The sequence below is a fragment of the Streptomyces griseosporeus genome (genome assembly GCF_014656055.1).
GTDB lineage: Bacteria > Actinomycetota > Actinomycetes > Streptomycetales > Streptomycetaceae > Streptomyces > Streptomyces griseosporeus.
Map to the genome: position 1 here is coordinate 1,926,340 of NZ_BNBR01000001.1, position 15,394 is coordinate 1,941,733.

At 71.6% G+C, this 15,394-nt stretch carries 6 protein-coding genes; 4 read left to right on the forward strand and 2 right to left on the reverse strand.

Going from position 1 to position 15,394, the window contains the following annotated elements; translation table 11 throughout:
- The first annotated feature begins 321 nt into the window (after positions 1 to 321).
- The 4 genes from IE308_RS08345 (at position 322) to IE308_RS08360 (ending at position 11,510) form a co-directional block, all read left to right on the forward strand.
- Positions 322 to 1,545: an AAA family ATPase gene (locus IE308_RS08345; RefSeq protein ID WP_190217208.1), complete on the forward strand. Its 1,224-nt coding sequence runs from the start codon at positions 322 to 324 to the stop codon at positions 1,543 to 1,545.
- The gene (locus tag IE308_RS08350) at positions 1,542 to 2,180 is read left to right on the forward strand and encodes a hypothetical protein (RefSeq protein ID WP_190217209.1); all 639 of its coding nucleotides are present in this window, start codon (positions 1,542 to 1,544) and stop codon (positions 2,178 to 2,180) included. The genes IE308_RS08345 and IE308_RS08350 overlap by 4 nt, the downstream gene beginning before the upstream one ends.
- A gap of 106 nt (positions 2,181 to 2,286) precedes the next feature.
- Entirely contained in the window at positions 2,287 to 9,222 is a 6,936-nt protein-coding gene (locus IE308_RS08355) for a DEAD/DEAH box helicase (RefSeq protein ID WP_190217210.1), read from the forward strand.
- Positions 9,219 to 11,510 (forward strand): UvrD-helicase domain-containing protein, encoded by a 2,292-nt coding sequence (locus IE308_RS08360; protein ID WP_190217211.1) that lies wholly within the window; start codon positions 9,219 to 9,221, stop codon positions 11,508 to 11,510. Before IE308_RS08355 ends, IE308_RS08360 begins: the two co-directional genes overlap by 4 nt.
- A 336-nt stretch (positions 11,511 to 11,846) precedes the next feature.
- Here the strand turns inward: IE308_RS08360 and IE308_RS08365 are convergent, their stop codons facing one another.
- Together IE308_RS08365 and IE308_RS08370 are read right to left on the reverse strand one after the other, a co-directional pair.
- Positions 11,847 to 13,187: a class I SAM-dependent RNA methyltransferase gene (locus IE308_RS08365; RefSeq protein ID WP_190217212.1), complete on the reverse strand. Its 1,341-nt coding sequence runs from the start codon at positions 13,185 to 13,187 to the stop codon at positions 11,847 to 11,849.
- Positions 13,188 to 13,298: 111 nt separating this feature from the next.
- Entirely contained in the window at positions 13,299 to 15,353 is a 2,055-nt protein-coding gene (locus IE308_RS08370) for an APC family permease (RefSeq protein WP_190217213.1), read from the reverse strand.
- Positions 15,354 to 15,394: the final 41 nt, after the last annotated feature.

The following is a 15,394-nucleotide window of genomic DNA, read 5'->3' on the forward strand; positions in this document are numbered from 1 at the left end:
AACGGGAACATAGAGCGGTCCGGACATCGCGGCTCCCCCTCGGCACCGTCCGTGCTCATCCCTTCCCATCAGGATCCGTTCGCTTCGGCGCAGTTGGAAAGAGAGCGATTTCGGCCCGGGTGGCCGATGTGTTCAAGTACCTGGTGACGGTGTGACGCAAGTTGTACGCTTCGTGATGCTCGGTGGTCGGACACTCCAAGTGGTCGATGCACAGGGGGAACTGAGCGGCACTCAGCGGCGGGGCTCGGGACCGTCCGCCGTGCGCCGAACAGTTCACTGACCGGGCGCGAGTGCCCGGCCGTTCCACGATGGGCGCGAGGCGTGAACCACCGGATACTCGGTCTGACCGTGCGGAACTTCCGCACCCTCACCGACGTGAAGCTGCCACTCGGCCCGCTGACCGTCCTGTCCGGCCCGAACGCGGCCGGCAAGTCCAACGTGCTGCAATCCCTGGAGTTCCTGGGCGACGTGGCACGGACGGGTATCGGGGAGGCGCTGGAGAAGCGCGGTGGCTTCGACGTCCTGGCCTTTCGTGGCGGACGGAACCCGGTGTCGCGTATCACGGTGGGTGTCGAGGGGCTCTGGTCGGACTTCGCCTCGGAGGAGGCACCCGACCGGTACGAGTTGAGCGTCTCACGGCCCCGTCTGCCCGAGGGTTCGCGCGAGCGCTACGCGATGTACCGCCGCGAGCGGTTCGTCCAGCATCCGGCTCAGGGCTCCGAGACCTCGGTGGAACTGGCGAGCGGTTCCGTGAAGGTCGACAGCGGCCTTCCGGGAGACCGCGCCGAAGGGCGGACGGACGTCGGACGCATGGCGTCGGCCCTCCACGAGGGACGGGTGCCTGTCCTTCCGGACACCGCGCCCTCCGCTCGCGCCATGACGGACGTCAAGCGCCACCTCACCCAGATCCGGGTGTTCGACCCGGACGTACGCGCGGCGCGGCAGCCCTACGGCATCAGCGAGTCGGGGCAGTACCTGGCGAGCGACGCCTCGAACCTCGCCGACTTCCTGCGCGGGCTCAAGGAGCACGAGGACGGCGAGGCCTGGGACATGCTCCTGGAGGACGTCCGGACCGTCGTACCCCAGATCCGGGACATCCATCTCGTCACACCGCCCGACTTCGTCTCCTACCGGACCGCGGTGGAACTGGAGGAAGAGGGACTGCGCGGCCGGACCCGCCTGACGGAGGCTTCCTGGGGCACGGTCCGCATCCTGTGCATGCTCGCGATCTTCCACGATCCCAACCCGCCGCTGCTGACCTGCATCGAGGAAGTCGATCACGGCATCCACCCGCACGCGCTGGAACTGCTGGCCGAACGCCTACGCGAGGCCAGCGAGCGCAGCCAGTACCTGGTGACCACCCATTCCCCGGTCTTCGTCAACAAGCTGGACGCCGACGAGTGGGTGCCCTGCGGCCGTCGGGTCAGCGGCGCCTCCGTCATCCCCGACCGGATGCCGAGCCGGATCCGGGAGGTCGTGGAGGAGTCCGAGCACGAACCTCTCGGCGACCTCTGGTACTCCGGTTCGGTCGGGGGCGCGCTGTGAGGCCGCGTCATCCGGGCGGGAGGCAGTCGCTGATCGTCGTAGCGGGTGAGAGCGGCAACGATCGCGGCGTCCTCAAGAAGCTGATACCGGCCCTGTACAAGGGAACCTGCCCCCGCATCGAAGAGATCCGGGACGAGATCAAGCTGGCGGCGGCCATCAACCAGCTCAGTCCCCGGGTCGAGGTGATCCGCAAGCGGGCGCTGGCCAAGGCCAAGGACTGCGATGCCGAGCTGGTCGGCATCGTGGTGCACGCCGACATGGACGCCGTGGCGGATCAGGGCTACGACAGAGTCCGCGAGCGGGTCACCGCCCAGCTCCGCGCCGGGCTGCCCTGCAACACCGCCCTCGCCCTGGCCGCCGTCGAGATGGAGGGCTGGCTGATGCAGTTCCCGGACGCCTTCCCCAAGGTGCATCCGGGATGGGAGATGCGTCCCCAGGACTGTCGCCGCGATCTGGGCCTGCTGCTGAACCCCAAAGAGCACCTGATGAAGTACCTGGGAAAGCCGACCTACCGGGAGTCCCACTCCCCGAAGATCATGGACCAGGCCGTCCGGCACGGGCACGTCAGCGCGCGTCCCAGCGGCAACAACCGCTCGTTCCGCGACTTCGCCGACGAACTGGCGGGCTGGAAGTAGCCAGCGCGGCTGTGACCAGGCCCGAAGACCGACTGACCGGCCTGTCGGTGACCCGCTATACGGTGGTACCGATCACCAGGGCACCGGCATCGCAAGGGGGACCGTCGTGAAGCCCACCGTGGCCGCCGCGCAGCTCCGCGGCAGTCTGACGCAGTACCTCACGACGACGTACGCTCTCGCCGACGAGACCACTCGCGCCGCCCTGGAGCGCTTCCTCGGGCACCCCGAGACCGGCATCTTCCGCGGGCCCTACCTGCGGATCCGGACACCGTTCCACGTCGCCGACGACGGCTGGCGGCGGGAGCTGGAGTGGTCCGCCGGATTCCCCGGGTTCACGCCGTGGCGGCACCAGGCCAGGGCGTGGGCCCGGCTGTCCACGCTGCGCGGGCCCGCCCGGCCGACCCTGGTGACCACCGGTACCGGCTCCGGCAAGACCGAGTCCTTCCTGATCCCCGTACTGGACCACTGCCGGCGCCGGAAGGCCGAGGGCGTGCGCGGGATCAAGGCCGTGCTGCTCTATCCCATGAACGCGCTCGCCACCGACCAGGCCGGACGCATCGCCGAGTACCTCGCGCGTCCGGAGTTGGCCCAGGTGACGGCGGGGCTGTACATCGGCGACCGGCCCGACACCGACTTCCGGCGGGTGATGACGCGGCGCGAGGAGATGCGCCTGACACCGCCCGACGTGCTGATCACCAACTACAAGATGCTCGACCTGCTGCTCCAGCGCGGCGAGGACCGGGGTCTGTGGGAGGGCGCCGAGCCCGCGTACGTCGTGCTGGACGAGTTCCACACCTACGACGGCGCGCAGGGCACCGACGTCGCGATGCTGCTGCGCAGGCTCGCCGCCGCCACCGGCGCGGCCCGGCCCGGCCGGCCCCTGGGGTCGATCTGCCCGGTGGCGACCTCGGCGACCCTCGGCGAGGGGGCGCCCGGGAAGGAGGCCGGGGGCATCCTCGACGTGGCGGCGCGGGTCTTCGGCATGCCGTTCGCGGCGGACGCGGTCGTGGGCGAGGAGCGGATGACCGCCGAGGAGTTCACCGGCGCCGTCGACTACGAGCTGCCCGAACCGCCGGGCCCACAGGAAGTCGTGGCGGTGTCCGGCGGGCCGGACGTCGAGGCCCGACCCGACCTGCTGGACCTGGACGCGCTCGCCACCCGGCTGCTGGGCCGTTCCGGTCTGGACGCCTTCCGCGTCGGACGGCTGCTGAAGCGGCACGACTTCACCCTTGGCGTGCTGTCGCTGCTCGACGGCGAACCGCTGGACGAGTGGACGCTGCGGGACCGGCTGGGCCGGTTCGGTTACGCGTGGGGACGCACCGCGCGCGAGAACCCCCGGCTGGCGCTCCAGGCGCTGTCCCGGTTCGTGGCACTACTGTCGGCCGCCCGCGACCCCGACTCCGACGAGCGCGCGCCCCGGCCGCTGCTGCACATCGAGGCGCACCTGTGGGTGCGGCCCGTGACACGGGTACTGCGCGGAGTGGGACCGGCCCCCGAGTTCCGCTGGTACGAGGACGACCGGACCGCCGCCCGCCGCGCCGCGCTGAACGCCGCCCCGCCCGGCGAGGAGGACGCGGACGCCTCCTCGGGCAGCACGCCGTCGTACCCGTCGAGCCTCCGGCCACAGCCCCTGCCGGGCGCCGACACCGCCCCGCGCCCGGCCCAGGTGCACCTTCCGGCCGTGTACTGTCGCAACTGCGGACGCTCCGGATGGGCCGCCCTGTCGCCCGAGGCCGACCCGCAGCAGCTCGTGACCGCGCAGGACCGCATCTGGCGGGCCGGCGTCGGCCGGGACAAGCGCCGCCTGCGCTACTTCATCGCCGCCACTCCCGGCGAGCGACGGCAGACACTCGACGCGCTGACCGGCGCCCGGCCCTCGGACGGCGGCGTCGACCCCCTGTCCGTCGTCGTCCTGGACGGCGGACGGGGCACCTACCGGCTGCCCACCCCCGCGGACGACGGGGAACTGGTCGACGCCTGGTTCGCGCTGGCCGTGCTCGACCGCAAGAGCGCCGACCAGGCCGCGAAGGACGACCGGTGCCCGGCCTGCCACACCGACAACAGCATCCGCTTCCTCGGCACCGCCCAAGCGGCCCTCGCCTCGGCGACGGTCACCCAGCTGTTCACCGGCGGCGACATCGCGCTCGTCCCGGAGGAACGCAAGACGCTGCTGTTCAACGACTCGACCCAGGACGCGGCCCACCGGGCGGGGTACGTCGCGAACGCCTCGTACAAGTTCTCCCTGCGCTCGCTGCTCGCGCACAACCTGGACGAATCAGGGGCTCTGACCACGCTCAACGACCTGATCGGCCTCGTCCTGGAGTCGGTGGACGATCCCGAGGCTCTGGCCGCCGTCGTGCCTCCCGACCTCCACGGCGAGCCCGGTGTCGACCGGCTGCTGTCCGGCCGGGGCTCGGGTGACGCACGGACCTGGCGGCTGATCGGCGAGCGACTGGCCTTCGCGACGGTCATGGAGTTCGGGCTGCGCAGCCGCATGGGCCGTACCCTGGAGCTCACCCGGACCGCGGCGGCCGAGGTGGCGGTGGCCGACCCCGACTCCGTGACCGACCTCGCGCGGGACGTGCACCTGGCCCTGCCCGGCCAACTGCTGGCCGTGGGCGGGCTGCCCACACCCGAACGCTACCTCGCCTACGTCCGGGGCCTGCTGGAACGGCTGCGGCTGCGGGGCGCGGTGCGGCACCACTGGCTCGACACCTGGATCAAGGAAGCCGGCACCAGCCGCTACCTCATCTCCGGCCGCAGGCCCGACGGCATGCCCGCCTTCCCGGAGGGCGTAGCTCCGCCCAGGTTCCTGTTGGACGGGCAGAAGGACGGATCCGAGTTCGACGCGGTCACCGGCCGGCTCGGCTGGTACCAGGACTGGACCCGCAGATGCCTGGGCCTGGACGCCGCCGGGGCGACCGAGTACCTGCGCAGGCTGCTGCCCCACCTCGCCGACGCCGGTGTCCTGTCCGCGCGGACCACCCGCGACCGTCAGACCCGGGTGTACGGACTCCAGCCCGGTCACATCCAGGTCCGGCTGCTCGACGACGCCGTCGTCAACAAGGCCTTCGTGGCCTGCGAGGACTGCGGCTGGCAGCAGGTCGTCGTACCCGAGCGGCGCACCCGCTGGTACGGCCACCCCTGTCCCCGCTACCGGTGCAAGGGACGGCTCACCGCGCCGCAGCCCGACACGTCGGCGGCTGGAGTCGAAGGCATCCGCCCCGACAGGCACGTGCGGGAGCGTGACTACCGACGGGACTACTACCGCCGCCTCTACCTGACGGGCGGCACGTTCCGCGTGGTGACGGCCGAGCACACCGGCATGCTCAGCCGCCCCGAACGCGAGCGCGTCGAGCGAGCCTTCAAGGCGGGCACGCACTACACCGACCCCAACGTCCTGTCGTGCACCCCCACGCTGGAACTCGGCATCGACATCGGCGACCTGTCGGCCGTGCTGCTCGGTTCCCTGCCCGCCGGGCCGGCCAACTACGTGCAGCGGGCGGGGCGGGCCGGACGGCGCACGGGCAACGCGCTGGTGGTCGCGTTCGGCGGACGCCGCGCACGCGACCTGTACTACCTCGACCAGCCGCGCGAGATGATCGCCGGGACCATCCTGCCGCCGGGCTGCTACCTGTCGGCCGTGGAGATCCTGCGCCGCCAGTACACCGCCCGGCTCCTGGACCTGGCGGCCCGCGGGGAACTGCGGACCTCGGACGGCGAGACCCTCCCACCCGTGCCCCGGCTGTCGTCGGCCCTGTTCGGTACCGAAGGATGGTGCCAGGACCTCGCGGACGCCGCACAGACGCACGGGGCGCGCCTCGTGGAGGACTTCCTCGCATTGTTCCCCGCCGTCGACGGCCCGGACACCGACGAGGCGGGCGTCTCGGAGCACGCGGCGGACGAACTGCGCGCGTACGCGACCGGCGGAATCGTCCGGGCGCTCCAGGAGGCGGAGGAGGACTGGACCGGCCGGCGTGAGGAGGTGCGCCGCAGGATCGCGGCGATCGACGAGGCGGCCGGGCAGCTGGCGCGGTCCGACGACTCGCAGGACCGGGAGCGGCGCGAACTGCTGGCCGAGCGCCGTGCCGCCGGGAACGTGCTGCGGGAACTGAGCCAGTCCCCCGCACACGCGACATTGGTGGACCTCGGACTGCTGCCGAACTACAGCCTGGCGGACACCACCACCCGGCTGGAAGCGACGCTGTACTGGTCGGAGACCCCCGACGAGGAAGACGGCCCGGTGGAGGGGACCCGGCCGGCCGCCGGTGCCAAGGTGTACCGCAGCGAGACCCGGGACTACGAACGGTCCAGCGCCCTGGCCCTCACGGAACTCGCCCCCGGGAACAGCTTCTACGTCAACGGCTACCGGCACGTAGTGCGGGCCCTCGACATCGGCGGTCCCGACCGGCGCGCCTGGTCGGTGTGGCGGCTCTGTCCCGCCTGCGGCTACGTGCGGACCGAGGACGCCGAGCGCGACACGGCGCCCTGTCCGCGCTGCCGAGGTCGGGAGATCGCCGACGCGGGCTGTGTCCAGTACGTGCTGCGGCCCCGGCGTGTGCTCTCCCGTGACAAGCGCGAGGACGCCAGGGTGCGCGACGACCGCGACGAACGCGACCGCAGGCACTACGCGACCCTCACCACCGTCGACATCGACCCCGACCGCCTCGTGCCCGGGTCCTGGCGGCACGACAAGGCGGTGTTCGGCGTGGACTTCACCCGCCACGCCACGATCCGGACCCTGAACCTCGGACTCGACCGCGAGGACGGCAGCAGCACGGTGCCGCTCGCCGGGGAGGACGTCCGCCTCAACCCGTTCTACGTCTGCACCGCGTGCGGCGGCGCGACGGCCGACGGCCGGCCGGTGGTGGACGTGCCCCAGCACGCGCTCACCGAGTCCGGCGCGACGAGCACCCCCGCCTCGGCGCACCATCTGCTGTGGTGCCCGCGCCGCCGGACCCGCGGCGCCGCGGCGAGCACGGCCGGTGCACCGGGCGCGGGCCGGGACGTGCCCCTGCTGCTGGCCCACGAACTGACCACCGAGGCCGTCCGCATCCTGCTGCCCGCCTCGGTGGCCCGCTTCAAGGAGCGCCTCGCGTCGTTCACCGCCGCCCTGTTCACGGGGATCGCCGCCCGCTACGGAGGCGACCCCGACCACATCGACATCGCCGAAGCGACCATGCCCGACGACGCGGGCGACCCGGACGCCGACTGGCCCCGGCGCTTCCTCGTCGTCTACGACCGGCTGCCCGGCGGCACCGGCTACCTGCACCGGCTGGCCTCCGCGGACGGCTTCCGCGAAGTGCTGCTGAGGGCACGCGAGGTCATCGAACGCTGCCCGTGCCAGGAGAAGGGGATGGACGGCTGCCACCAGTGTCTGCTGCGGCGGGTGCCGGCCGCCGACTACGACAGGGTCAGCCGCAAAGAGGTCCGGCAGATGCTGGACGAACTGCTCGGCGCCGACGGGGAGCGCTGGCGCACCTCACGGGTGACCACCACCCAGGAGATCCCGATCCAGCGGCAGGCCGAGAGCGACCTCGAGGTCCTGTTCGTGGAGACGCTGCGGGACTGGGCGAAGCTGCCGGAGTCGAAGGCCGCCGCAGACGCCTACACCACCTCGGCCGGCACCTACGCCCTCGACCTCAGGCTCACGGCGCCGGACGGCTCCACGGTGAGCTGGCGCGTCTCCCAGCAGCGCGCTCTGGACGGCACCCGGCCCGACATACTCCTGGAGCGGCTGGACTCCCCCGGGCCACGCGTCGCCCTGTACCTCGACGGCTACGCGTACCACGCCACCCGCGAGCACAACCGGCTCGCGGACGACGCCGTGAAGCGCACCCGGCTCCGGGCCGAGGGGCTGCGGGTGTTCCAGCTGACCTACCACGACGTGATGGCGTGGCGGCGTCGGATCAACGACACCGGGTACGCCGGGACCGACGCGGACACGTCCGTGTGGACGCCCTACGGCACCACCGGCCGGCAACGCGCCTGGGACTACTACGACCGAGTCGGCCGCGGGCTGCCCGGCGAACTCGCCGAGACCATGTGGGTCAACCCCGCCCGCATGCTCCTGGCCTACCTGCGCTCGCCCGATCCCGACCGCTGGCGGCGGCGGGCGGAAGCGGTGGCCGCGGGCATGAGCGGAGCCGACGGGGTCCGGGGCGCCGCCCTCACCGGTGCCGGGGCCGCCGCGGGCATCCGGGAGGCGCTGCGCGGCGGCGTACCCGCCGGGACCGCCGGACCGGTGCGGATGCTGTACGGCTCCGACGCCTCCGGCTGCCGCCTGGTGCTGGCCGCCGACGGCAGGAGGACCCCGCCCGTGTGGACGGGCCTTGCCGTCCTCGACGACGGCGTTGCCGCCCTGGAGGAGGGGCCGGCTCACAAGCGGCGCTGGCGCGCCTGGCTCTGGTGGGGCAACGTGCTGCAGTTCCTGGAACACGGCGGCGGTGACAGCGCCCAGCTGACATCCGGAACGCTCGACGGGTTCGCCCCGGAGGTCCTCACCGTGACCGGCGGAGAGGGCTGGTTGTCGTCCGTGCGTGTCCCGGTGCCCCGGCCCTCGGAGGAGCCCTCCGCCGTGGCAGCCGCCGCCGTACCGGCCGTCCCCGCCGTCACCGTCGACGAGACCACCACGCGGGAACCGGAGGCAGCGGAGCGGCACGGCGGCACGGACCACGGCCGGGATCGCCGCTGGGACCGGGTCATCGAGCTGCTGGACCCGGGAGAGCCTGGGCTCGCCGCCCTCGCGCACGCGCTGGCCTCGGCGGCGGTGCCGGTCCCGCGGGACGGCTACGAACTGGATGGCCATGGCTGGCAGGCCGAACTCGCCTGGCCGGACGCCCGGATCGGCGTGGTCCGGGCCCCCCGCCCCCTCGCCGACGAGCCGGACTACGAGGCCGAGGACCAGAAACGCGCGTTCGAGGCGGCCGGCTGGTCGGTCCGCACGGCGGCCGACTGGGAGGACGGCGCGGAGCTGATCGCCCGGCTCGGCGGCCGGAACCAGGACAAGGACACCACCAGCGACGGGGAGCCGAAGCGATGACCACCTCCGGCGTCACACTGCGCCTGCTCGACCGGGCCGACAAGGAGATCCTCAAGCTGCCCCGCGCGGTCAAGGGTGCCTTCTTCGACTTCCAGCACAAGTTCCGGACGAACCCGAACACCACCGGCCTTAAGCTCCAGCAGCTCAAAGGCGACCACCGGCTCTGGTCGGCACGCGTCAACGACGAGTACCGGGCCCTGCTGCTGCGCCTCGCTGACGACGACTGGCTGATCGTCTCCGTCAAGCACCGCAAGGACGTCTACAACCGGCTCTCGTACGGCGTCAACCAGGTCACCGGCGGCATCGAGTACGTCGATCTGGAGGTGGTGGAGGACAGCGTCCTGGGCAGGCTGCCCGGCACTGCGGCTCCGACACCGGCCGCGCCCGAGCCGCTCCCGCCGACCGCCCCCGCACCACTGCCCCCCGCACCACGCACCGAGCCGTTGTTCACCGCCTGGTCGGACCGCCAGTTGTCCGAACTCGGTGTCGCGGAAGCCCTGTTGCCCGTCATCCGCACGCTCACCACCGAGGAGCAGCTGCTCGGACTCGTCGAGTACGCGCCGCAGCTGACCGGCGAGGTGCTGATCGCGTTGTTCGACGGCGCGTCCTACGACGACGTCCTCGACCAGGTGACCAGGCCGGTGGCCGCCGCCGAGCCGGTCGACCCGGACGACTTCGCGGCCGCCGCCCGGCGGCCGGCGACAGTCGTCACCACCACGGACGAGGACCTCCGCGGGGCACTGGAGAGCGGTGACTTCGGCCGCTGGAAGAGCTTCCTGCACCCCACTCAGGCCAAACTCGTCGAGCGCCGCTACAGCGGCCCGGCCCGGGTCGGCGGCGGCCCCGGGACGGGCAAGACCATCGTCGCCCTGCACCGGGTACGCCACCTCGTCCGGCAGCTCCCCCCTGGGCACGACAAACCGGTCCTGCTCACCACCTACAACAAGAACCTCGCCGCCGACCTGCGCTCCCGGCTGCTGGAGCTGGGCGGGGAGGAACTACTCGCCCGGGTCGACGTGAGCCACGTCGACCAGCTCGCGCTGCGCGTCGTCCGCGAGGCCGAACCCGGCAACGGCAAGCAGGCCATCGACGACGGTCAGGCCGTACGCGAGTGGCGGGCCATGCTCGACGAACTGGGCGAGGACACCTGGGACCCGGAGTTCCTGCACGAGGAGTGGACGCAGGTCATCCTCGGCCAGGCCGTCGGCAACCGCACCGACTACTTCCGCGCCCGGCGGGCCGGGCGCGGCAAGAGCATCGGCCGTGGCGAGCGGGCCGAGATCTGGCAGCTCGCCGAACGCTTCACCCAGCGTCTCGACCGCCTCGGACGGCAGACCTGGGACCAAGTGGCGGAGCGTGCGGCACGCCTGGAGATGGGTCGCGAACAGCGCATCCTAAACATCGCACGGCAGCGGGAGGAAGCGGGCGGCCTCGACAACATCCACCTGCAGGACGGCTCCGGCGGCCGGCTGCGCTACCGGTACCGCCACATCGTGGTGGACGAGGCCCAGGACCTGCGCCCCGCCCACTGGAAGATGCTGCGCGCCATGGCCCCCCGTACGCCGGACGACCTGTTCCTGGTGGGCGACACCCACCAGCGCATCTACAAGAACCAGGTCACGCTCGGCAGTCTGGGCGTCAACATCCGCGGCCGGTCCGCGAAGCTGACCCTCAGCTACCGAACCACACGGCAGATCCTACGCTCGGCCCTGGGGGTCTTGGGCGAGATGACGTACGACGATCTCGACGGCGGCACGGAGACCCTCGCCGGCTACCGGTCCGTGCTCAACGGCGGCCTCCCGGCCGGACACGCCTTCCCGGACTGGGAAGCCGAGCGGGAGGGTGTGGCCGCTCTGATCAAGGAGTGGGACGCTGACCCGGACACTGCCGTCCCGCACGAGCGGATCGCGGTGTGCGTTCCGACCAATCAGATGGCGACCGAGATGGCGTACACGCTGAAGCTGCACGGCATCGACTCCGTCGAGATCCGCTCCGACGGGCCGAACGGCTCCGTCGGCGTGCACATCGGCACGATGTTCCGGTTCAAGGGGCTGGAGTACCAGCGGATGATCATCGCGGGCGTGACGGACGGGCTCGTTCCGCGTAAGGACGTGAGCCGGCTGCGTAACCGCGAGCCCACCCGCTACCGGCACGAGATGCAGCGCGCCAGGTCCCTGCTCTTCGTGGCCGCGACCCGGGCACGCGACAGCGTGGATGTCTTCTGGCACGGCAGGCCCAGCCCGTTCCTCGACAGCTCGTGGGTGGAGACGGAGCACGGCGGCAGGTGACACCAGTTTCGGGGCGGGTCCCCGCCTATGGCCACTGTGCCTTGGCTGCCGAGACGACGGAGCGGTTCCGTAGGCATCAGCGGGATGCTCCACCTAGGTTCGATAGCCGGCGAGCGAGCGCCATGACGCTCCGTCAGAATCAGCGTCGAACGAGCGTCAAGACGCTTTCCCGACCGCCCTCGCGAATGCGAGGAAAGGGCTCCCAACCCGCGCCCCGCTACACGGAGCCGCAGGTGAGACACGCGGCGCGAGCCTACGACAGGCTCCGCACGATGGGTTTCGAAAAATAGATCGAGCACACCCTGCCGCACTCGAACATTCGGAGGAACCCGCAGGTCACAGGCTCTTTGTGCTGGGCTCCAGAACCGCCACGCACTCCACATGATGCGTCATCGGAAACAGATCGAACGCCCGCAGCGTCCGCACCCGGTACCCGCCCTCCCGGAAGTACCCCAGATCCCGGGCCAGCGCGGCCGGGTCGCAGGCGACGTAGGCGATCCTGCGGGCGCCCAGGGACGACAGGTGCTCGACCGTCTTGCGGCCGGCGCCCGCGCGGGGCGGGTCGAGGACGATGAGGTCGACCTCCGTGATGCCGGTGCGCGGCAGGACCGACTCCACCTTGCCCTGTTCGATGCGGACGCGGGGGAAGTCGGCGAGGTTGTGCCGGGCGTCCTCGACCGCGCGCTTGCCGGACTCGATGCCGAGGACCGCGCCCTGCTCGCCGAGGCGGTCGGCGAGGGCGCCCGCGAAGAGGCCGACGCCGCAGTACAGGTCGAGGGCCGTCTCGCCCTTGCGGGGCAGCAGGCCCTGCATGACGGCCGTCACGAGGGTGTCGGCCGCCTTCGGGTGGACCTGCCAGAAGCCGCCGCTACCCACCCGGTGGGTGCGGCCGTCGGCGCGCTCGCGCACGAAGGGGCGGCCGTGGACGCGGTGCACGCCGCCGGACTTCTCGTCCACGCGCATCACCGACACGGGGCGGTCCAGCTCGACCAGGGGCAGCCGGGCGCCGGGGCGCGGCGTGAGGATCACCTGGCGGTCCTGGGAGCCGGTCGCCGCGATCGCCTCGACGGACTCCATGCCGGCCCAGTCGCGCTTCTCGATGCCCAGCTCGCTGACGCCCTCGGCGGCGATCATGCAGTGGTCGATGCGCTCGACCTCGTGGGAGCGGTGGCGGCGCAGGCCCGCGTGGCCCTCGGCGTCCACGGCGTACTGGACGCGCGTACGCCACTGCGGGACCTGCCCGGCGGGCAGCTTGTCGCCCTCGGCCGGGACCACCGTGCCGTCCCAGCCGGCCTCCTCGGGCGTGAGGCCCGCGAGCCGCTTCAGCTGCTCGGCGATCACCTCGGCCTTGAGCCGCCGCTGGGCGCCGGGCTTGGCGTGCTGCCAGTCGCACCCGCCGCAGCGGCCCGGGCCGGCGAAGGGGCAGGGCGCCTCGATGCGGTCCTTGGAGGCGTCCAGGATCTCGACGGCGTCGGCGCGCAGGAACCGCGCGCCCTCCTCGCCCTCGGTCACCCGGGCCACCACCCGCTCACCGGGCAGCGCGTGCCGGACGAAGAGGACCTGGCCCTCGGACGTACGGGCGATGCAGTGGCCGCCGTGGGCGACGGGGCCGATCTCGACCTCGTACTCCGTCCCCACCAGCGACCTCGCCCGCGACGTGTTCTGTTCTGCCTGCATGGCGGGGTGACTCCAGATCGGTGAGGGGCGAGGGGCACAGCCGGACGGCACCCCGAGGGATACGGCCGGACAACAGCCCACCAGTCTACGTGCTGCGCCGGGCCGCCGGAGCTACCGCCGGGTCCCGGCCTCCTTCGCCCGCTCCGCCTCCGTCAGCGGACCGCGCCGCACCGAACCGGGGGCGTTCCACTCCTGCCGCCTGCGGGCGCGCTTCTTCGCCGCCTCGGAGGACTGGAGCTGGTAGGGCACGGAGGTGACCATGATCCCCGGCGTGAACAGCAGACGGCCCTTGAGCCGCAGCGCGCTCTGGTTGTGCAGGAAGTGCTCGTACCAGTGGCCGACCACGTACTCGGGGATGATGACGGAGACCGCGTCGCGCGGGGACTCCTTGCGCAGACTCTTGACGTACTCGATGACCGGCCGCGTGATCTCGCGGTACGGAGAGTCCAGGACCTTCAGCGGTACGTCGATGCCGCGCCGTTCCCACTCCTCGCGCAGCACCTTGGTCTCGGCCGGGTCGACGTTGACCGTGAGCGCCTCCAGGGTGTCGGAGCGCATCAGCTTGGCGTAGGCGAGGGCCCGCAGGGTGGGGCGGTGGATCTTGGAGATCAGGACGACGGAGTGGACGCGGGAGGGCCGTACCGTGTCGTCGCCCGGCTCCTCGGGGGCCGCCAGCTCGGCCGAGACGCCGTCGTAGTGGCGGCGGATCGAGGTCATGGTGACGTAGAAGATGACCATGCCGAGCAGGGCCACCCAGGCGCCGTGCGTGAACTTGGTGATCAGCACGACGACCAGCACCAGGCCGGTGAAGAAGGCGCCGAAGGTGTTGATCGCGCGGGAGCGGATCATGTGGCGGCGCTTGACCGGGTCCTTCTCCGCCGCCAGGTGGCGGTTCCAGTGCCGGACCATGCCGGTCTGGCTGAGGGTGAAGGAGACGAACACGCCGACGATGTACAGCTGGATCAGCCGCGTGGAGTCGGCGCCGTAGATCCACACCAGCAGGGTGGCCGCGCCGGCCAGCAGCACGATGCCGTTGGAGAAGGCGAGCCGGTCGCCGCGGGTGTGCAGCTGGCGCGGGAGGTAACGGTCCTGGGCGAGGATCGAGCCGAGGACGGGGAAGCCGTTGTAGGCCGTGTTGGCCGCGAGGAACAGCACCAGCGCGGTGGCCGCCGCGAGCACGACGAAGAAGAAGCTGCCCTTGCCGAAGACGGCCTCGGCGACCTGCGTGATCACCGGGTTCTGGACATAGCCCGGGCCGATCGGGACGCCGTTCTTCAGCAGGTCCTCGGCCGGGTTCTCGGCCATGCGGACCTTGGTGGTCAGCGCGAGCACGATGATGCCGCAGAACATGGTGACTGCGAGCAGGCCCATCATGGCCAGCGTGGTCGCCGCGTTCTTCGACTTCGGCTTGCGGAAGGCGGGCACGCCGTTGGAGATCGCCTCCACACCGGTGAGCGCGGCACAGCCGGAGGAGAACGCCCGCAGCATGAGGAAGACCAGCGCGAATCCGGCCAGGCCCTCGTGCTCGGCCTTGATGTGGAAGCCGGCCGTCGGGGCGCGCATGGTGTCGTCGAGGACGAGTCCGCGGAAGGCACCCCAGGCGATCATGATGAAGACGCCGGCGACGAACACGTACGTCGGGATCGCGAAGAGCTTGCCGGACTCCTTCACGCCGCGCAGGTTCATCAGCGTCAGCAGCACGATCACGGCGACGGCGCAGGGCGTCTTGTGCTCGACGACGAACGGGATCGCGGAGCCCAGGTTCTCGATGCCGGAGGAGATGGAGACGGCGACGGTGAGGACGTAGTCGACGAGCAGCGCACTCGCCACCGTCAGGCCGGCCTTGGCGCCGAGGTTGGTGGTGGCGACCTCGTAGTCGCCGCCGCCGCTGGGGTAGGCGTGCACGTTCTGCCGGTAGGAGGCGACCACCGTGAACATCAGCACGACGACCGCGAGGGCGATCCAGGGGCTGAAGTGGTACGCCGACACGCCCGCGATGGACAGGACCAGCAGCACCTCCCCTGGCGCGTAGGCCACGGAGGACAACGGGTCGGAGGCGAAAACGGGAAGGGCGATGCGCTTCGGCAGGAGCGTTTCGCCCAGCCGGTCACTGCGCAGTGCGCGCCCGATCAAGATCCGTTTGGGCACGTCGGTCAGTTTGGACACAACAGAGAATCGTAGGCCTTCGAACAGGGGCTCGCCCACCT

What these genes read in the sequence shown, in the direction of transcription:
- IE308_RS08360 (WP_190217211.1), top strand. Translation starts at nt 9,219, where the DNA reads ATGACCACCTCCGGCGTCACACTGCGCCTGCTCGACCGGGCCGACAAG.
- IE308_RS08365 (WP_190217212.1), bottom strand. Translation starts at nt 13,187, where the DNA reads ATGCAGGCAGAACAGAACACGTCGCGGGCGAGGTCGCTGGTGGGGACG.